The sequence below is a fragment of the Pseudobutyrivibrio sp. OR37 genome, from assembly GCF_900113655.1.
In the GTDB taxonomy this organism is placed as follows: domain Bacteria; phylum Bacillota; class Clostridia; order Lachnospirales; family Lachnospiraceae; genus Pseudobutyrivibrio.
Window position 1 is genome coordinate 197557 of the sequence record NZ_FOQF01000002.1, and the last position, 18707, is coordinate 216263.

Below are 18707 nucleotides of genomic sequence, written 5' to 3' on the forward strand. Positions count from 1 at the left end.
GCTACAGCTCTTTTTTAGTATCTAATTAGCATTTTTCTATAAAGTATAGACGTGCTCCGAAATCTGGGAAGTAGCGTACCTGTTCGTTGTAGCCTGTGCCTACGTAGCTTTGTGCAAGCTTGATACCACCTTCGTTAAGGGTATCTCCATAAGCTACGGTGTCTTCTACTTCACCTGGCATCTTTACAAATTTGGCAATTACATTGTGTAGCATTCCATCCTGTTTGATATGAATTGGTGCTACAGTATTAACCAAATCTCCAAAGCCCTTAAGATTATATTCTAACTTTCTTCCATAGAAATGATACTTTGTATCAGCATCAAGGCCAGCAGCACCTATTCTAAGATATTGCTCTCCTGGCTTGATTTCTCTTTGCATTACCATTGATACGCATGTATTCTTGTCCTTATCTACAATGCTCCACTGATAGATATTGTCAGCTCTAAGTCTGTAGTAATCACCAAACTGAAGAGTCTTTCTGTACTGCTTGTAAAGCTCGATTTGAGCCTTTACAGCTGAAATATCTTCTGCACTGGCATCATTAAGATTAAGCTCGTAACCAAGAACGCCAAATGAAGCAACAGCAAATCGTGACTCAAGTGGTGTTATTCTAAGGGTCTGATGATTTGGGCATGAGCTTACATGAGCTGTGTATGTGCTCTGAGGATATCCATAAGAATATCCATCCTGAATTGCAAGACGGCTAACTGCATCAGTATTATCACTTCCCCAAATCTGTGGGAAATAGCAAAGTGCGCCTAAGTCAAATCTATTTCCACCTGAAGCACAACCCTCCATAAGAATTTCAGGAAATCTCTCTGCTAAAGTCTTAAGCATTCTGTAGAAGCCTAACACATATCTATGGCTAACCTCCATCTGCTTATCAGCAGGCAAATACTTAGAGAAATAATCGGAGAAGTTGCGATTCATATCCCACTTGATATAAGAAAGACCAGGAGTTGCAAAAACCTCGCTCATTCTATCTATCATGTAATCAACAACCTCTGGATTACATAGATCAAGAAGACGCTGGTTACGTCCCTGGGCATGATCCATTCCAGGTATGTCGATAGCCCACTCTGGATGCTTCTTGTAAAGCTCGCTTTCAACATTAATCATTTCAGGCTCTACCCAAAGACCAAACATAAGACCTAAATCATTGACCTTTTTAGCGAGTCCTTCCAGGCCGCCTGGAAGCTTTTTCTTGTTGATGATATCCCAATCACCAAGGGCATGCTTATCATCATTTCTATTGCCAAACCAGCCATCATCCATAACGAAAAGCTCGATACCTGTGTTCTTTGCAACCTTGGCAAGCTTAAGAAGTGAGCCTTCTGTAAAATCGAAGTAGCTAGCTTCCCAGCTGTTGATAAGGATAGGACGTTCCTTTTTCTTCCAGGTTCCTCTTGTAATATGCTCTCTTACAAAATCGTGCATATTAAGGCTCATCTGTCTGAAACCAGCCTTTGAATATGTCATTACTGCTTCTGGAGCCTCAAATTCCTCTCCCGCTTCAAGTGTCCACTCAAAGCTTTCAGGGTTAATACCATAGGCAACTCTTGTCTTGCCCCAAGGCGATACCTCAGTAGCAGAATAATGATTGCCTGAATAAACCAGATTGAAACCATAAACATCGCCAGCGGTTTCTGTAGAATCAGCATCCGAAATGATAAACAATGGATTGCAACGGTTTGAGCTAGTGCCTGTGAATGAGGAATTAACGTACTTTCCAGCAGGAAGCACCATATCTGATTTATTCATCTCTCTAGTCCAGCTACCGTGGAAGGATGTGATTTTATAGCCGCTGTGTTCAAAATCTACAAGCATAGAAAGCATACGTGTAAGCTTTACAGAAGAATCTGTAGTATTTTTAAACTTAGCGCTACGTGTAATAACATCACAATCCTCGAATACAGAATATAAAAGTTCTAATGTATATCCATGATTTTTGTCCTTCAAGGTAACAACAAGAGTCTCTACCTCACCCTTTTCATCATAGGAGCTAGGAAGTGTCTTAAACTCAGGCTTGCCCTGAATCACTTCAAAACTATCATATACAAAATCAAGTGTGCTGCTGCCATCTGGACAAACAGCCGTAATCATTGGCTCTCTATAATCTCCCTTTCCAAGGGTAGATACTTCAAGACAAACATCCTCTAGAGTAAGCTCTGGATGCTCGTTGTTGTAGGTAACAGTATTTCCTGGAGCAAATGCACGCTTCTCAATAAGCACAGATGGCTCATCGCAGTGGATGAGCCTTCCGTAATACATATGTTCCAGCTGACCTGTTTCCATTACGCGAAATGCGTAAGTAGTGTTTTTAGTATTAAGTGTAAATACCTTTCCATCAGCTTTAATCATCTTAAAAATCCTCCCAGTCATGTATCAATTTACAAGACCAATATTTATTTTCTAGCACTCAATTCTTCAGAAATCTCTTCAAGCTTTTCATCTGTAAGAATATATTTTGCTTTGAAGAAGAAGAATGCAATAATAAGAACAACTGTAGGTCCTACTGTCATAATCATTCTAAGTCCAATTACTGAGCTGGCATCAATAGATTCAATTAATCCACTATTTGCAACCTTTGCCTGAAGTCCAGCGAAATCAAGGATTGCTGCACTATCCTTCTGAATATTGAATATAGCAAGACAAACAGAAGCTACTAAAGCTGCAATACCTGAAGCAAGCTTAACTACAAAGGTCTGCATAGAAAAGATAACTGATTCGTCTCTACGATAATTCTTAAGCTCGCCGTAATCTACAGTGTTTGCCAAGAATACAGTAACAACAACATTAAGAATGCCTGCACCAGACATAATTAAAAATCCTGGCATGAAGAAAATAAATACATTTGTCACACCTGAAAGTGCCATTCCAAGAAGTACAATGTATCCTACAATTTCTGCAATTACACAAATATAGAAAATACGAAGTGTAGTAAATGCTTTTCTAAGCAATGGGAAAAGAATCATCATTGCTAAAATCTGCATACCACCTGCAAATGTATTGAACAATGTGTAATTACCCTGCCAATTGCTTCCTGCTAAATCATATTTGAAGAAATAAATCAAAAGGTTTGATGTAATATAAAGTGCTGTATTAACAAGAACGATTGTAATAACAATAGTCATTGCCTGATCATTCTGAATAAGAGCCTTAAACATCTGACCGATTGATGCTGTCTGCATATCTACAGTAGACTTTTCTTTAATGCAGGCACATGTGATACCAATGAAGAGAATGAACAATGCACCGATAATAAGTGAGAAATACTTGAAACCAAGTCTTTCAACTTCCATTGTAGATGTCATATCAATAGTAATGTTGTCAAGTTCAGCTTCGTTATTTACATATTCTTCATAAGCATCGGTAGGCACATAAAGTGCTACTGCTACTTCGCCAGAATCTACGCTATCCATTGCAACATTGATATCGCAATCATCACCCTCTGCAAATGTTTTATCACCGTAAGTAAAGCTATAATTTGTGTTATCTCCATTAAGAGATACTACGCCGTTATATCCTTTTTCTTCGTCAACAACACCGTCAAATACTTTCTGAATACCTGTTACATTAAGAACTACATTATCACAGGCAATTGTATCTGTGTTAGTTGTTGGATTGCCATCTGCATCACGCTCTACAAGATATACATTAAATTGAGTATTGCTAGAATCAAATGTCTTTAAAATATTGTCAGAGCTATTAGCTGCTGCCTTAGAACCAAGAGCTGCTACTGCCATAACTGTAACAATAGTTACAAGAGCAGAACCTACACCTGCACATGAACGTGCAAGAGCTGATAAGCCTTCACGCTCTTTTCCACTTTCAGTGAAAGCAGGAACCATTGACCAATAAGGGATATCCATCATTGTGTATGTAACACCCCACATAATATAGGTAACAGCTGCATAAGCGATAAGTCCCTTAGCTGATGCAGTTGGTGGTGCCGCAAACATAAGAACAAGCAACACTGTATTTGTAATAGTACCAATTAAAAGCCAAGGTCTAAATTTACCCCAGCGAGTCTTTGTCTTTGCTACAATTACACCCATGATAGGATCGTTGAATGCATCAAAAACACGTGCAATTAAAAGGATGATTCCCATCGCAATTGCGTTAACTCCCATGATGTCCTGGAAATAATATAATACGTATGAAGCTGATAGCATATATACCATATCCTTACCAACAGCTCCAATACCATAGGCAAATTTTTCAACTCCCGATAAACTTCTTTTCTCTGCCATTATTCTCTCCTCCTAATTAGTTCTTACTCTTCATCCCCATTGCAAGCTCAACAACCTTGTATGCCCCATCATAAAGACCGATTGATTTATTTGTTTTGATGCTCTCGCACATCTCTGTAAGAAGCTGATCGTCCTTCATAAACATATCAATCATCTGAAGTGTATGAGGAATATCTCTACACTCAAGAGTTCCGTCACCCATTTCTGCTGAATGGATAGCGCCCCACATTTCATGCTTACCTACACGCTTAATAAACAGCTTTGGAACTGGATAGAAAGCAAGCTCTGATGGCTTTGTAACAAGTACATCGCAGCTACGCATAAGTAAGTTTGTACAATAAACTGCTTCAAAAATATTTTCATGATAGAAGCCATGAATACCAGTAACATCACCAGTTAATGCATCCTCGGCAAACTTTGTTGTCTTTTCATATTCGTTGAAGTGCTCTGTAGCTACTGATTTCATCTCAGGGATTTCATTGATAAGGTCATCCCAAACATTCTTGTAATCACCAACATTTACATATAATGTAGCCTTGTTAGCCTTAATCTCTGGTAATAAATATTTGATGATTGCAGCAAAGATTTCCTTCTGCGCTCCTGCTCCACCGATGGTGAGAAGGAAGCGCATTGGCTTACCATTCTTTTTTCTATCAATACGAGCCTGGCAGTCAGCCTCGATATTAGAAACAAGCTCATGGTCGATATAGTGACCTGTGTAAACCAATTCATCATTTGGCATTGGGTTACATACTGCATCACCAGCCATACCGTTGCAGATGCGGTAACCCATATAAGCGTTCTTACACTGGATTGCATGAACAGCACCCTCTGCAAAATGAAGTGCCATTGGCCAGTTATCAGGAATAGCATTAACTACATGCTTCATTCCAGCGTGAACTGCAGCCTGTGCAGGCCATGCATGAGTTCCGATTACAGGAATATCCTTTGGAACATTCTTGTAAACAGTAGCCATAAGCTCTGCATTCTTCTGATCTGAAGAATTGTAAGAAAGCTTTCTAAACCATTCGTAGTTTGCTGGTTCCCAGATAAACTTGTTGAAAAGCTTATTCTTTGAAAGGCGTGAGCCTAAAGAATATAAATCGTTCTGAGCGCTGATAACCTTAGTACATGTAGTCTGAGGATATCCATTTAAATCCATCCAATATGGTGTGTAGCCCATAGACTTTGCAGCTGATGCCATAGCCATGGAAATACGATAATGGCCAAAGCCCATACGGATATTTCCTACAATAACACCCTTTTCAGTATCGAATTTTTCTGGGGACTGTCCGTCCTTTAAAAGCACATCATATACCCCAAGAGAATCACCGATATGTTCGTTCTTCGAAATTACGATATTGTAATCTACATTAGAATCATCACCATATTTCTTGATGTTTTTCTTTTTGGTATTACATGCTTTTTTGTAATCTCTATTTGAAATTACATTTCCAAAAATTACTTTACTCTTATCTTTCATTATTTATAACACCCTCCTGAATTGGTTAAAAGCATTCGACTGACAGGCCAACCTGCACTGGCTCCAAGCCATCACACTTAATGGTAAGCTTACCGTCGCCATCTTCACCAATTGATTTAATATATACTCCAGTTGCGCCACCTACTGGTGTAACAACCTTTGGTCCAATAATTTCGAATGGTCCATCCACCTCAAAGCTAACAGGCTGATTGAAGAAATAAAGCTGATTATCATTCTGGTCTGCTATCTTAATTCGTATATGCGATACATCATAGGTATGTATCTCTGTAAGCAAGGTATGGCTAGCCTTTGCCTCAATATGAGCCTTTGTTACGGCTGCCTTTTTAACAGTCTTAACAACCTTGCCATCCTTTATAGCTTCGAATTTGTACTCGCGAGATTCTCCACCCCAGTCACCAATGAACTTGTTGTAGATTGGAACTGCCTTGCTTGGGCTTACATGATGGAATACCACCAATCTAAAGGCAATCCATGCAAGCTTTGGTGTTACCTTGAAACCACGTAAGGTAACCTGATTAAGCGCCTGCTTAATAAGTCTTGCCTGACCCTTTGTATATTCACCATCAGTTTCTACAGCATCGCCAACAAAATCATCTATAAGGATTGGGCCATGCTTCATATTTTCGTAGGTAGAATCTGTAGGGAAATATTCCTTAACAAGAACATCGTTCTTATACATCTTTACTGAATCTGCATTTGTAATGATGTAGGACTTGCCTCTGTTGCAGGCTGGGTGCTCGCCGATATCGAAGCTTGTAGTAATATCAAGCACTGTATCGTTTTCGGAATAGGCCGAATAAATAGATGCTGCAAGCTTTGGATTTCTGAACATATCCATTACACCGTGGTAGCAGATTCTATCTCCTGAACCAAAATCCTTATGTGTGTTGTAATCAAACATGCACCAGCCGAATGAACCAGCAATATCAGGCTCTCCTGCAATTGCATTAAGTACATTGGCATGTCTGATTGCATGCTCCTGTCTATGCTCCTCTGGATCGTATGGCTTTGTTGGGAACATGTGACCATTGTACTCACTTACGAGATATGGCTTTTCATCGTTTGAAGTAATGTCACTCTTCTTTGAACAGCCCTTGTTATCACCTGAGTGAACGAAATCATTGTAGGTATAAACATCCTCTAATAATGAGCTCTTAGCATGTGCTCTTACACCGCCTGTTGGACGAGTAGGGTCGTACTTATGAGCCATTTCATTGGTTCTAGTATAGAATTCATCATTATCTTGCGATTCGTTTATACGAACTCCCCAAAGAATGATTGAAGGATGATTTCTATATTGAAGGACCATGTCCTTTGTATTTTGTACTGCAAGGTCCTGCCACTCTTTTCCACCGATGTGCTGCCAGCCTGGCATCTCTGTAAACACCAAAAGTCCTAGCTTATCGCACTCATCTATAAAGTATTGTGACTGTGGATAGTGAGAAGTACGAACTGCATTAAGAGCAAGCTCCTCTTTAAGAATCTTTGCATCTAATCTTTGCATAGATTCTGGCATGGCATACCCAACATAAGGATAAGACTGATGTCTGTTAAGACCTCTAAGCTTGAGCTTTCTACCATTTAAGTAGTAGCCATTCTTTCTAAATTCAGAGCTTCTAAAACCAATTGAAGCTTCAAATTCATCTACAACCTCATCATCTAAAACAAGCTGTGTCTTTACATTATAAAGATATGGACTTTCAACATCCCAAAGCTTTACTGTAGTAGGAGCTGTTGTAAGATTGAGCAAATAGCCATCCTCGTATGCCTCAAGACCGCCTACAGGCTGTGAAAGGATTAAATCCTCACCAAGATATTGCTTAATAAAAACATGCTCTCCTACTGCAAGCTCATATACCGACTTTGAAAGATAGCACTCTGTCTTAAGCATTCCCTGAACCTTCATCATCTGAATCTGCTTAGGTGTGCGCTTGCTTGTAGAAATGCGCTCCAATAAGGAAGGCTGTAAAAATACATCTGTAAAATGTACCTTTTCTTTTATCTCGAAATAAACATCTCTGTAAATTCCACCGTAGGTCATGTAATCAATAACATAACCAAATGGTGGCTGATTTAAAGTCTCTCTTGAATCAACTCTAACAGTGATAAGGTTCTCTTCACCGTATTTAAGAACCTCTGTAGCATCGATAGTGATGGCTGTGTAGCCGCAATCATGATGCTTAACATGCTTTCCATTAATATAAATATCGCAGCTATGTCCCACTGCTTCGAAGGTTAGGAAAACACATTTATCACTCCACTGCATAGGAGCGAAAATGCTCTTTTGATATGCACTTACCATCTGATAAATGCCTTCATCAAAATAGGAAAAAGGTGTTTCCTTAACTGTGTGAGGAATATTGATTAATGTGCTTTCTTCCATCTGCTCATTAATCATAGCCTCGTCAAATTTTTCATTAAATCTCCACTTTCGATCTAAGTATATTCTCTGTGCCATTTATTTTTCCTTTTTCATAATACCATCTACCATAACATCAACAACCTCAGCTAGCGCTGTAGGGTAATCCATACCGCTAGATTTAAGATAATCACCCATTAATAATCTATCGACGCAAGCCTCGTACATAAGCTTAAAGATATTCAAATCAATATCTCTAATCTCCCCTTCAGCTATGCCCTTGCGCAAAAGCTCCATTGTTTTTTCCCAACCGCTATCAAGTCTGTCATTCATCTTTTGATAAGCCATAGGATATTTGGTTGCAAGCTGATGCATGGCAGTATAATCGAAGCCGTAATGTGACTCTGGTAAAACCGCAAGTATGCCTCTGATTCGCTCCACTGTGCCAAGATTTTCGTTCATGTAAACCTTGTCCTCAGCAGCTTTAATCATGTCGAAGGCATAGTCCATCATGTTGCACATAAGCTCATTTTTATCACTAAAAATAGTGTAGATTGTTTTCTTGCTCATCTTCATTTCTGTGGCAAGATCATCCATTGTGAATTTAGGCCCCTTTTCTCTAAATACCTTAAGTGCCCCTTCTAAAATGCGTTCGTTCATATTTTCTCCCAAAAACTAGATTTTGTATATCGCGTTTCCTACTCCTAAATTGTAACAAAATATGGAAACTAACTCAATAAAAAACCGTTTATACATTTTTCACAATTTATCCATGATATTTTTGTTGACAAAGTACAATTTAGAGTTTAATATATCTCCGTAAAGAAGAGAAAGAGAAAATAGGAGGTAATAAGAATGTTCGAAGAAGTATCATTCACAATGTACAGCGTATATGCTGATTATGAGAAGTATGCTAAGAAAATGAAGAAGGAAGGCAAGGAGCCAGTTTCATTCTTTAAGTATGCATTCGGTCAGTTCTAATAGTTAGAACTATTCCATTAAAAACAACAGGGACTCGCAATCGCGAGTCCCTTTCTTATTTCATATCAATATTAATCTTCTTTTGCATTTAATGCCGCATCAATAATAGTCATAAGCTCCATTGCACTACGGAAGTTAAGCTTTTCATCACGATCAGCCCATGTGACCTGGCCCTGCCAAGTATCATTTTCTGCGTTATTAATATGCACTACAAATGTACCCTCTTTTTTATCTGCCATAATAGCACCTCCCTTAAACTTACTTTATAATAACACACTTACCATTATATACAACGTTATATTAAAGATTTTATTAGGCAAAAATCATTGCAGGCGCCACATCAAACAGTTAATATTTACATATATTATTATTGATTGGAGGACTTATGAGTAAATTCATTTCTTGGAATGTAAACGGGCTTCGTGCTGTAGTTGGCAAAGGCTTTTGGGATTACTTTGACAGCGTGGATGCTGATATATTTTGTCTTCAGGAGATTAAGCTTTCTGAGGGGCAGTTTGATACTGAAAAGGAAGGCTACCATGTTTATTGGAATTACGCCGAAAAGAAGGGTTATTCAGGAACTGCCATATTTTCAAAGCAGGAGCCTCTTTCTGTAAGCTATGGCATTGGAATTGAGGAGCACGACCATGAAGGTCGCGTGATTACTCTTGAGTTTGAGGATTATTACTTTATTACCTGCTACACGCCTAACTCTCAGACCGAGCTTAAGCGTCTGGATTATCGCATGACCTGGGAGGATGATTTCAGAGCATATCTTTGCAAGCTTAACGAGAAAAAAGGTGTTATTCTCTGCGGTGATTTAAATGTTGCTCATGAAGAAATCGATATTAAAAATCCAAAGACTAACAGAAGAAACGCTGGCTTCACAGATGAAGAGCGTGGCAAAATGACTGAGCTTTTAAATGCTGGTTTCATAGACAGCTTTAGATACTTCTATCCTGACAAGGCTGATATTTATTCTTGGTGGTCTTATAGATTTAAGGCTAGAGAGAAAAATGCCGGATGGCGTATAGACTACTTCATTGTCTCTGAGGATTTAAAAGAAAAAATGGCCGATGCCAAAATACATACTGATGTATTCGGCTCCGACCATTGTCCTATCGAGCTTGATTTAAATTAATTACTACGTAAAGCATCTATTGGGTTTAAGTTTGCGGCTTGGTGGCTTGGAAGGATTCCAAACACGATTCCAATTACCATTGAAAAGACTACAGCTATTATTGCTGCTGGCCATGATATGGCAATTGGTGTGCCGCTCATTATTGAAATAATCTGCGCCAATCCGATTCCACTGACTACACCAAGCACTCCACCCATGGAGGTAAGTACAGCTGCCTCTGTTAAAAACTGACCCATTATCTTTCCTTTTCTAGCGCCGATGGCTTTCTTAAGACCAATTTCCGCTGTTCTTTCAGTAACAGATACAAGCATAATATTCATTACACCTATTCCACCTACCAAAAGAGAAATAGCTGCAATCCATATAAGCATGGAATTTGTAGATGATGACAATTGCTGAAGCTGCTGAGCCTGCTCAAGCAAATCCTTTGACTGATATTTGATAGTATCGTCAGTTGGTGAAATGCTGCCGTTAATAATATCAGCTGTCTTCTTTCCTGCTGCTGTCATATCGTCTGTAGATACTGCTCTTATGAGCACATTTTCAGGCTCATCATATCTGTAGCTAATTGGCCAATCTGCCAAAGGAATATAAACATTTCCTGATTCCTTCTGCATGTAGGTATCGTAATCAGCTATTGTATTAATGGTAGGCTCAAAGGTAGATCTTGTTTCCACAACACCAATGATTGTGTAAGAATCTCCACCAATTTCAAGAACCTTACCTACAGCCTCTTCATTTTGAAGCAAATCCTCGGCTAAAGATGTATCAATTACGCAAACCTTTTTGAATTCAGTATTTTCCTTATCAGTAAAAAGTCTTCCATTTTTAACTGTCAGATTTGCTGTTGAAAAGAAATCCGGCTCAACGCCCTTTACGTAACCACCGCTCATAGCTTTATTAAGATAATATACCCCGTCATAGATCTGTCTGCTGGCATACTTGCTGGCAGATTTCACTTCATCAAGAGCACGTATTTCGCCTAACACTGAATCACTTATCTGATTGACTCCATAGGGTGGCTCATTATAGCTAAAGTCCATAGGCCAATCATTCTGGTACAACTGAATATCTACAGTATTGGAACCAGAACCTATAAGATTTTGTTTTATTTGCTGGTTTGTTCCTTCTATGGTTGAAACGATTGCGATGATAGCTGCAATACCAATAATAATTCCCAGCATTGTCAAAAATGATCTAAGCTTGTGTGTCCAAATGCCTCTAAAGGCCAATCTTATATTTTCAAACATTAACCAATGCCTCCACCATAACCGCCGTCAAGATTATCTACCTTTTCACATTTAATTCCTTCGATTGCTCCATTTCCGTATGGAAAAGCTAAATAATCCTTCTTCGTCACTCCGTCTATAATTTCTGTCTGAGAGCCCCAAAGAGTTTTTCCAACCTTCACGTACTCCTTCTTTAGGGTTCCACCCTTGCCAAGCTTCATTACGTAATTGCCAGAAGCATCCTTTCTAATGAAATATGAAGGGATATAGAAGCCTCCGCCTTCATTATTCTTAGGTGTGATGGTTATATCAACAGCTGCTCCCAACTCAATTCCGCTATTTTTATCAAAGCTGGCCTTGAACTGATAATTACTACTATTGCTGTTACCACTTCCACTGTAGAAATTGTTGTCTGTACTAGGCATGTCACTAATCTCTGTGATTACAGCATCTGCGGTGGCACCATTGTCCCAGCAATTAATAGAAACTGTATCTCCTACCTGAACGCTATCAAGATAAAACTCTCCGATAGCACCTGAAATATAGTATTCATCCGTTGCTGCAACTATCATGAATGGCTGAGTATTATTGTAGTTGTTAATATCCTGAAGCTTGGAAACTGTACCAGATACCTTTGCAATAATTTCGCCATTTTCTGTTGTATTCTTCATAACTTCCAGCTCATTTTCAAGCTTTCTGTATGATAGGTCCTGTGTCTTAACTACTGCTGTTTGATTTTCAATCTCTTCCTTCAATTGAGAAGGTGTTAAGCCCTCTGGCTTGCCAGAATGAACTGTCTTTCCCTCTTCATCAAAGGTATCCTCACCCACAATCTGCTTGGTTTCTCCATCTAAATATAAAATAGACTGAAGCACACTTTGAGTGCTGGATTCCTCTTTAATGTCAAAGCTATCCTTGTTAGAAGCTACGTAATCCTTCAAGGCTGATGCTTCATCCTTGTTTTTGATTTCCTTGTAATTACCACCATTATCTGTATAGCCAGGATAAAGATAGGTTACACTTGTCTGTGCCCCTTGTGAATCATAGGTATAAACCACAGCGTAATCCCCAGCATTATAGGTACCTACCGAGCCAACAGTGAAGCTTTCTCTAGCCACATATTTCTTAAGGGAAATATAGGTCTTATCCTTGTAAACCGACTGCTGATGAACATATTCTGGAATTGGCTTTGTATTAAGTAATCTGTCCAGCTTGAGCTGTTCGAATTTTAAGGTTTGGGCTGACTTCTGTAATTCAAGATTCTTACCATTAATATCCTGGGTGTCCTTCTTTACTACCATAAGGACGTCCCCCTCGTTTACATGGTCTCCCTCTTTTACATTTACGCTAAGAATTTCTGTGCCCTTTGCAATATATGTGGACTGAGCTTTGTCTGAGGTTGCATTTCCATAGCTTTGGATATTATCACCCCAATAGCCATCCATTCCCTGACTCTCCATTGAAACAACCTGAGCAGTCTTTTTGTGTTGTCTATAATTGAAAATAAAAACCAAAACTCCAGCTACAATGGCTATGAGTACAACAATAATAATCAACGGTTTAAGCTTCTTCATCATTGTCCTCCTCTAGCCCTGAATACAGCTTTCCATCCACAATTCGATAGGTCTTTTTGGCGTGGCTGGCTATACCAGAATCATGTGTAATCATAATAATTGTAGTGCCTTCTTCATTGAGCTTTTGGAATAAATCCATGATGGCTGCTCCAGATTTCTGATCTAAGGCTCCAGTTGGTTCATCTGCCAAAAGCACCTTTGGATTATTAACAATAGCCCTTGCAATAGCAACACGCTGCTTTTGTCCACCAGAAAGCTGATCTGGTCTGAACTTTACTCTATCAGCAAGGCCTACTCTGGTAAGTGCTTCGATGGCTCTTCTTTCTCGTTCCTTTTTATTAACCCCAGCGTAGCTTAATGGCAATGCTACGTTTTCTATAGCATTTTCCTCATTCATCAAATAGAAGCTTTGGAAAACGAAGCCTATAGAATTCAGTCTCAAATCTGACATCTGTCTATCCTTTAGCTTCAAGACATCCTTATCCTCAAAGAAATACTCTCCACTGGTAGGCTTGTCCAAGCAGCCTATTACATTCATTAACGTACTTTTCCCTGAACCGGATGGCCCCATTATGGCTACATACTCTCCCTCATTCACAGTAAGAGATACATCGTTTAATGCTGGAACGGAGGTTTCTGAGCCAGATTCACCATAAACCTTAAATATATTTTTAAGCTTAACTATCATAACTATTGTCCCTCAACACCTAAAACGGTTTTCATTCCCTCACTATAATCTTCCATTGGGTAAGCCAGCTTAGTATCCTTGTCTATACCAGTAATCTGATATACCATCTGCTCTTCGTGATACTCACCAAGCTCTATAGGCTTTTTGACAAGCTTGCCCTTATTATCTGCCCAAACGAAAGGATTTCCATCCTCATCATAAGCGATGTAATAGTCATAAAGATATGTGCCATCAGAAAAATCTATCTCTGGTGCATCTGTCTGACCAATTTCAATATATAAATGCTGGCCCATCATAAGGTCTTCACTGCTATCAAGAGTTATATAAAAAGGATATTTGGTAGAGTTGTTTTCTGATGAACCACCGCCGTACATATCCTGACTATTATCCTGCTTAGATTCAGTATCGATTTTATCAATAGTTCCAGACCAGGTCTTTGTAGAATCTACTCTGGAGCGTAAGGTTACTGGCTCGCCTACATTAATAGCCCACACATTCTGCTCATTAATCTGCCCCTTTACACGCATTTCCTTTGAAGCAAGAATTGTGATAAACGCACCATCAGTTGTATAAGGATTTGTGTCGTCTGCTACCTTTGTAATTGTGCCAGCCACTGATGAATTCACAGTGGAATTGTTAATTTTCTTTTTGTTCTCGTCGATTTTTGCCTGAGTCTGTTCAATAGAATTATTGGTAATTGCAATATCAGTAGTAAGACCTGTTATCTGATTTTGTAAATCCTCTTTTTCATTTTTATCCTTTTCAGTCTGGCCTTTAATCTTTTCGATATCTGATTTGAGCTTTGCTATCTGTCTATTACTGTTTTCAATAGAAAGATTGTAGCCTTCAATATCAAAGCCATACTGAACTATTTCAGCCTCAAGAGCGTCAGTTTTGTAAGAGAATAAAGGAGTGCCTTCAGATACACTATCCCCCTCTGCAACGAAGATTTGATCTAATTCTCTTTCTGAGCTTTTGGTGATACTTGTAGATTCCTGTCCTTCCACTACACCCATAAATACATCAGGAGTATAGCTGCTGCCCTCCCCCATGATGTCTGCTAGTGGAGTAACATAAATTTGAGACGAGTCGTCTGACCCACTGGAGATATTACCTAGAATTCCAGACTTATAAGTAAAAGCTGCGCCCGCAGCAATAATAGCAATCAAAACGATTGCCACAATCTTTTTTTTCATAAAAAATCTCCCTTTCGCATGTTCTGTAACTGTTCTAGTCTTAATAATACAGTTATAACATTAATATAGAGGTTATGCAATACTGCAAAACCTCTTTAATAGCATAATAATTATAAATTTATCTACACAGTAATGTTTCTTTTGTAGATACAAATTTATCTGCCAAACAAACAATCCATGCTTCCCTGCATTTAGGAACCTTTGTGATATTCAACGGCCACATGTGGCTCTCAATTACGCACTGAGTTTTCTCTCCTATTGCAAAATCCTTTATGGCATTTTCTTTAGCTGTATTAGAATGAGAAAATCCGTGAAGTCCATGACCCTCATCTGTGAGATGCCAATCATATAGATAGTAATCATGTAAGAAAGCACCTACTGTAAGTACTCTTTCATCCCCACCAATATGTAGTCTTCTGTTGAGCCAAAAGCTAAGTCTTGTAACACTTTCCACATGATCAAAAGTGGTTATTTTACCATGCTGAATGAATTTCTTCATTCTTTGAACCCTGTTGTCCGCCTTAAATGGTTCAAGTATATTAGCAATCCTTTGCTCTTCTTCTGGTCTAAGTCTCATAAATACCTCCGACTAATACCATAAATTCAATAGCCGAATGATATCAAATAAATATGTATTAGTTGTGAAATCTATTTGCATTATTTTCGTTTATCTAAACTTGTAAAAGGAATCGGTGCGTCTACCATCATTGAAGCTGCCTTCTAAGATGATTTCACCGTCACCGTTGATTTCCGCCATTCCCACCTTGCCGGTATGATTTTCCAGATATGAAATATAGAAAATATACACATCCTCAGTGAAGAAATAATCATATCTTTCTTCATCAGAAAGGCCTTCTTCTATTTCTAAGCAACAATCACCTGGCTTTAAATCAAATCTTCCCACATACTCGTAATCCATTCTTCCAAAGGTAACGGTATACCCCTCTTCCTCTGGAAAATCTAAAAGGATTTGAGCGTAAGCCTCATCCACAGATGTAACCGGTGTAATTTCAAAGCTGGAGTTTCTTGGCTCCTCCTTAGGATTGTAGTTAGGAATACTATGCCATAAAATAGCAATCCAGATTTGAAAGATTAATAGCAGCACCAGCACTATTATTGCTATAACCTGCAAGCAGCTTTTAAGGTTAAGATTAATCTTAACAGCCGGCTTAATGTTAAACTTTAATTTAAGTTTTGGTTTTTCTACAGTTTTAAACTGGCTTTTTGCGTAATCGCTGTCTCCGATAGTATCTATACAATGCTGACAAATCACATGGTTATCAGCATGCTTCCCACATATAACACACTTTTCATCAGTAGCCTGGCCTGCAGCTATATCAAAGATTCTGGCCTTAAAACGCTTGCCGAAAACTGAGCCTAGGATTTGACGTTCATTCTCCAGCCTCAGTATCCCCTCAACCACCTCCATACGAGTAAAATCGTATTTGGAAGCAAGCTTAACCATATATAAAAGCTCTTGTTTTAGTTTTTCATCCCCCATAGCTGCCCCTAATCTTCAGTCTTGCTTATTTTCCTATCCAGTCCTTTGAAACACAAATAGGCTAAAAGCTTATTATCTCTTTCCAACACCTTACCTGCGTACAAAATTCCTCTTTCCTCTGCCTCTGCTCTAACAATCCTAGCCGTTACCGCAAGGCTGAAATCAGAGCCGTTGGCACTATCTGCGAAGTTAACCTCCACAACATCACCAATTGTTACCCTGAAGGAATTGCCAATAAATGATATTCCGCTATCGCTGATATCAAGCACTGACACGGAAAAACGTCTGCCATCCTCCATTAAAACAGAGCCTGGGGTGTGCACATTGACACGGCCATCCTCTCTGCGCTCGCTGGAAGCTGCAATACGGCCAAAAGCCCTGGCATCGATAGCGTAATAATCTACGCCTTTGAAATTAACTACATTTACGGATAAATTTTTCCAAACAACACGACCATTTGTGTTTGAATCGATACAATGAAGAGAAAAGCTCATACTTTGAGGGGAACCAGCAGTGAAGTCAACCACCTGTCCGTTATACACGTATGGTTTAACCAGCACTCCTGTCCCGTTATTAGTACCAACTACCTCTGATTTGAATTCAAATGATGAATCACCAATAAGAATTTCTAAGGTGACCTCCTGCCCCGCAACCAATTTATCGATTGTCATAATACATCTCCCACCATTACATATATATATTATTTTACCTAATTAATCGGTTTTTTTGAATAAAATCTTTATCAAAAACATGAATTAAAGATTATTTTGTCTCATTGCAGCTTCAACAACATGCTTTACCAAAATGCTGGTGGTAACACCTCCAACTCCTCCTGGCACAGGTGTTATAGCAGAAACAATATCCTCTACCTCATCGAATTTAACATCGCCACAGAGTTTATTTTTCTCACTGTTCCAATTGATTCCCACATCAATTACAGTTTGGCCTTCTTTTAAATAATCAGCCCCTACACTTTCCATCTGGCCAGATGCCACGACAACAATATCAGCCTCTTTTGTGATAGAGGTGATATCTACAGTTCTGGTGTGGCAGATAGTAACTGTAGCATTAGCATGCATTAAAAGCATGGCAACAGGGCGACCTATTACAAGTGAACGTCCAATTACCGCAACCCTTTTACCCTCAAGTGGAATGTTGTAATATTTAAGAATTTCCATAGCTGCTTCTGCTGTACAAGGAGCAAAGCCAAGGCTGGTATTAGTGAATACTCCTGCAAGGGATAAATCTGTGCAGCCATCCACATCCTTTTCAGCAGCCAGCATATTTCTAGCCTTCTTTTCATCTATATGCTTTGGAAGTGGCCTAAACATAAGGATTCCATGTATTGTTTTGTCACGATTTAACTTTTCTAATGTATCCAAATACTCTGTAGCCGATACATCAGCAGCAAGAGCTATCACCTTAACCTCTACTCCTACCTGCTCACAACGCTTTTTTGCTCCTCGCTCGTAAGAAAGATCATCCTCCCTTTCTCCTACTCTAAGAATTGCCAAGGTAGGTGTAACGCCTGATGCTTTAAGCTTGTGCACCTGATCTGCAAGCCTTGCATTTATATTTTCAACAACATCTTTTCCCTTAAGTAGTTTAGCCATTTTCCCTCCAAATTATAATCTTGATATAACTTCTAAATAAATCATATCTGACTTTTTAGTATATTTATTTATGTATGCTTCTACTTCATCATCAAGCTTTTTAGCATACTGTCGATCCTTCATTAGACCGGTATTAACCTTAACATTAACAGCAGCACCCTTCATGGCTCCTGATAAAAGTGCAACTCCTGTAGCTGCATCACTTATCATAAGCTTAGAGCCCTTATTTGCAAATTCTTCCTGTAAATCTATAGCCTTAGCTGCAAGCTGTAGGATTTCAAAGGGTACCTTAGCTGCGTTTCTTAGGCATTCCTCCATAACAGAATCTCTATTTGGATCCTCCTTTGGGATTGCATAGGCTTTAGCTAATGGTTCAAAGGCAGTGGCATCATCATCAATGCACTGTAGCAATTTATTTTGAAGCTCCTTTGCCTGCTCCATTAATGACTTGATATCATACTCTACATCAGCATATTTTTTCTTACCAACAGTAAATTCACCAACCATATCTCCAAGGGCAATCCCTATACTGGCTACTAAAGCGCTTGCTCCGCCACCACCTGGTACTGATGTTTTAGAAGCAATCTGATTGATAAAATCTGTAACACTAACCTTCAACAAACTCATAACAATCCTCCTAAAAAAAATGACCTTGGACATCCTCCAA

At 39.0% G+C, this 18707-nt stretch carries 17 protein-coding genes and 1 pseudogene; 2 read left to right on the forward strand and 16 right to left on the reverse strand.

Annotation, left to right across the window (positions count from 1 at the left end; all coding sequences use genetic code 11):
• Positions 1-25: 25 nt before the first annotated feature.
• From BM097_RS01850 to BM097_RS01875, 6 genes and pseudogenes are all read right to left on the reverse strand, one after another.
• On the reverse strand, positions 26-2362 hold the full coding sequence (locus BM097_RS01850) for an alpha-galactosidase (RefSeq protein ID WP_090545306.1): 2337 nt from the start codon (positions 2360-2362) through the stop codon (positions 26-28).
• 44 nt (positions 2363-2406) lie between these two features.
• Positions 2407-3747: an MFS transporter gene (locus BM097_RS16600; protein WP_443197880.1), complete on the reverse strand. Its 1341-nt coding sequence runs from the start codon at positions 3745-3747 to the stop codon at positions 2407-2409.
• Positions 3727-4254: pseudogene (locus tag BM097_RS17000) on the reverse strand (MFS transporter); the annotation flags it as partial. The pseudogene BM097_RS17000 and the gene BM097_RS16600, both read right to left, overlap by 21 nt.
• A 16-nt stretch (positions 4255-4270) precedes the next feature.
• Positions 4271-5737 (reverse strand): DUF6937 domain-containing protein, encoded by a 1467-nt coding sequence (locus BM097_RS01865; RefSeq protein ID WP_090545310.1) that lies wholly within the window; start codon positions 5735-5737, stop codon positions 4271-4273.
• Between the two features lie 25 nt (positions 5738-5762).
• Positions 5763-8216: a glycoside hydrolase family 2 protein gene (locus tag BM097_RS01870; RefSeq protein ID WP_090545312.1), complete on the reverse strand. Its 2454-nt coding sequence runs from the start codon at positions 8214-8216 to the stop codon at positions 5763-5765.
• Positions 8217-8777 carry a TetR/AcrR family transcriptional regulator gene (locus tag BM097_RS01875; RefSeq protein WP_090545314.1) on the reverse strand — a complete coding sequence of 187 codons (561 nt, stop codon included), beginning with the start codon at positions 8775-8777 and terminating at the stop codon, positions 8217-8219.
• Positions 8778-8972: 195 nt separating this feature from the next.
• Here BM097_RS01875 and BM097_RS16795 point away from each other — a divergent pair, with 195 nt between their 5' ends.
• A complete protein-coding gene (locus BM097_RS16795; RefSeq protein WP_255406608.1) occupies positions 8973-9098 on the forward strand; it encodes a hypothetical protein in 126 nt (41 codons plus the stop codon).
• A 71-nt stretch (positions 9099-9169) separates the two neighbouring features.
• Here the strand turns inward: BM097_RS16795 and BM097_RS16245 are convergent, their stop codons facing one another.
• A complete protein-coding gene (locus BM097_RS16245) occupies positions 9170-9337 on the reverse strand; it encodes a hypothetical protein (protein WP_177197336.1) in 168 nt (55 codons plus the stop codon).
• A gap of 146 nt (positions 9338-9483) precedes the next feature.
• On the opposite strand from BM097_RS16245, the gene BM097_RS01880 reads away from it, so the two are divergent.
• Entirely contained in the window at positions 9484-10239 is a 756-nt protein-coding gene (locus tag BM097_RS01880; RefSeq protein ID WP_090545316.1) for an exodeoxyribonuclease III, read from the forward strand.
• Here the strand turns inward: BM097_RS01880 and BM097_RS01885 are convergent.
• From BM097_RS01885 to BM097_RS01925, 9 genes are all read right to left on the reverse strand, one after another.
• On the reverse strand, positions 10236-11489 hold the full coding sequence (locus BM097_RS01885) for an ABC transporter permease (protein WP_090545318.1): 1254 nt from the start codon (positions 11487-11489) through the stop codon (positions 10236-10238). The two genes, BM097_RS01880 and BM097_RS01885, sit on opposite strands and share 4 nt — an antisense overlap.
• Positions 11489-13042 carry a biotin/lipoyl-binding protein gene (locus BM097_RS01890; RefSeq protein ID WP_090545320.1) on the reverse strand — a complete coding sequence of 518 codons (1554 nt, stop codon included), beginning with the start codon at positions 13040-13042 and terminating at the stop codon, positions 11489-11491. Before BM097_RS01890 ends, BM097_RS01885 begins: the two co-directional genes overlap by 1 nt.
• Complete coding sequence (locus BM097_RS01895; protein WP_090545322.1) at positions 13029-13730, reverse strand: ABC transporter ATP-binding protein; 702 nt, start codon at positions 13728-13730, stop codon at positions 13029-13031. The genes BM097_RS01890 and BM097_RS01895 overlap by 14 nt, the downstream gene beginning before the upstream one ends.
• Before the next feature lie 2 nt (positions 13731-13732).
• Positions 13733-14926, reverse strand: coding sequence for an efflux RND transporter periplasmic adaptor subunit (locus BM097_RS01900; RefSeq protein ID WP_090545324.1), 1194 nt, complete (start codon positions 14924-14926; stop codon positions 13733-13735).
• Positions 14927-15044: 118 nt separating this feature from the next.
• Positions 15045-15503, reverse strand: coding sequence for an HD domain-containing protein (locus BM097_RS01905; RefSeq protein ID WP_090545326.1), 459 nt, complete (start codon positions 15501-15503; stop codon positions 15045-15047).
• 90 nt (positions 15504-15593) lie between these two features.
• Positions 15594-16427 carry a hypothetical protein gene (locus BM097_RS01910; RefSeq protein WP_090545328.1) on the reverse strand — a complete coding sequence of 278 codons (834 nt, stop codon included), beginning with the start codon at positions 16425-16427 and terminating at the stop codon, positions 15594-15596.
• 8 nt (positions 16428-16435) lie between these two features.
• Positions 16436-17098: a PilZ domain-containing protein gene (locus BM097_RS01915; protein WP_090545333.1), complete on the reverse strand. Its 663-nt coding sequence runs from the start codon at positions 17096-17098 to the stop codon at positions 16436-16438.
• 84 nt (positions 17099-17182) lie between these two features.
• Positions 17183-18040, reverse strand: coding sequence for a bifunctional 5,10-methylenetetrahydrofolate dehydrogenase/5,10-methenyltetrahydrofolate cyclohydrolase (locus BM097_RS01920; RefSeq protein ID WP_090545335.1), 858 nt, complete (start codon positions 18038-18040; stop codon positions 17183-17185).
• 12 nt (positions 18041-18052) lie between these two features.
• Positions 18053-18667: a cyclodeaminase/cyclohydrolase family protein gene (locus BM097_RS01925; protein ID WP_090545337.1), complete on the reverse strand. Its 615-nt coding sequence runs from the start codon at positions 18665-18667 to the stop codon at positions 18053-18055.
• Positions 18668-18707 lie beyond the last annotated feature (40 nt).

Coding starts and splice junctions, on each gene's coding strand:
- BM097_RS01880 (WP_090545316.1), top strand. CDS start 9,484: ATGAGTAAATTCATTTCTTGGAATGTAAACGGGCTTCGTGCTGTAGTT.
- BM097_RS01850 (WP_090545306.1), bottom strand. CDS start 2,362: ATGATTAAAGCTGATGGAAAGGTATTTACACTTAATACTAAAAACACT.
- BM097_RS01905 (WP_090545326.1), bottom strand. CDS start 15,503: ATGAGACTTAGACCAGAAGAAGAGCAAAGGATTGCTAATATACTTGAA.
- BM097_RS01910 (WP_090545328.1), bottom strand. CDS start 16,427: ATGGGGGATGAAAAACTAAAACAAGAGCTTTTATATATGGTTAAGCTT.
- BM097_RS01900 (WP_090545324.1), bottom strand. CDS start 14,926: ATGAAAAAAAAGATTGTGGCAATCGTTTTGATTGCTATTATTGCTGCG.
- BM097_RS16245 (WP_177197336.1), bottom strand. CDS start 9,337: ATGGCAGATAAAAAAGAGGGTACATTTGTAGTGCATATTAATAACGCA.
- BM097_RS01915 (WP_090545333.1), bottom strand. CDS start 17,098: ATGACAATCGATAAATTGGTTGCGGGGCAGGAGGTCACCTTAGAAATT.
- BM097_RS01870 (WP_090545312.1), bottom strand. CDS start 8,216: ATGGCACAGAGAATATACTTAGATCGAAAGTGGAGATTTAATGAAAAA.
- BM097_RS01920 (WP_090545335.1), bottom strand. CDS start 18,040: ATGGCTAAACTACTTAAGGGAAAAGATGTTGTTGAAAATATAAATGCA.
- BM097_RS01875 (WP_090545314.1), bottom strand. CDS start 8,777: ATGAACGAACGCATTTTAGAAGGGGCACTTAAGGTATTTAGAGAAAAG.
- BM097_RS16600 (WP_443197880.1), bottom strand. CDS start 3,747: ATGGCAGTAGCAGCTCTTGGTTCTAAGGCAGCAGCTAATAGCTCTGAC.
- BM097_RS01925 (WP_090545337.1), bottom strand. CDS start 18,667: ATGAGTTTGTTGAAGGTTAGTGTTACAGATTTTATCAATCAGATTGCT.
- BM097_RS16795 (WP_255406608.1), top strand. CDS start 8,973: ATGTTCGAAGAAGTATCATTCACAATGTACAGCGTATATGCTGATTAT.
- BM097_RS01865 (WP_090545310.1), bottom strand. CDS start 5,737: ATGAAAGATAAGAGTAAAGTAATTTTTGGAAATGTAATTTCAAATAGA.
- BM097_RS01890 (WP_090545320.1), bottom strand. CDS start 13,042: ATGAAGAAGCTTAAACCGTTGATTATTATTGTTGTACTCATAGCCATT.
- BM097_RS01895 (WP_090545322.1), bottom strand. CDS start 13,730: ATGATAGTTAAGCTTAAAAATATATTTAAGGTTTATGGTGAATCTGGC.
- BM097_RS01885 (WP_090545318.1), bottom strand. CDS start 11,489: ATGTTTGAAAATATAAGATTGGCCTTTAGAGGCATTTGGACACACAAG.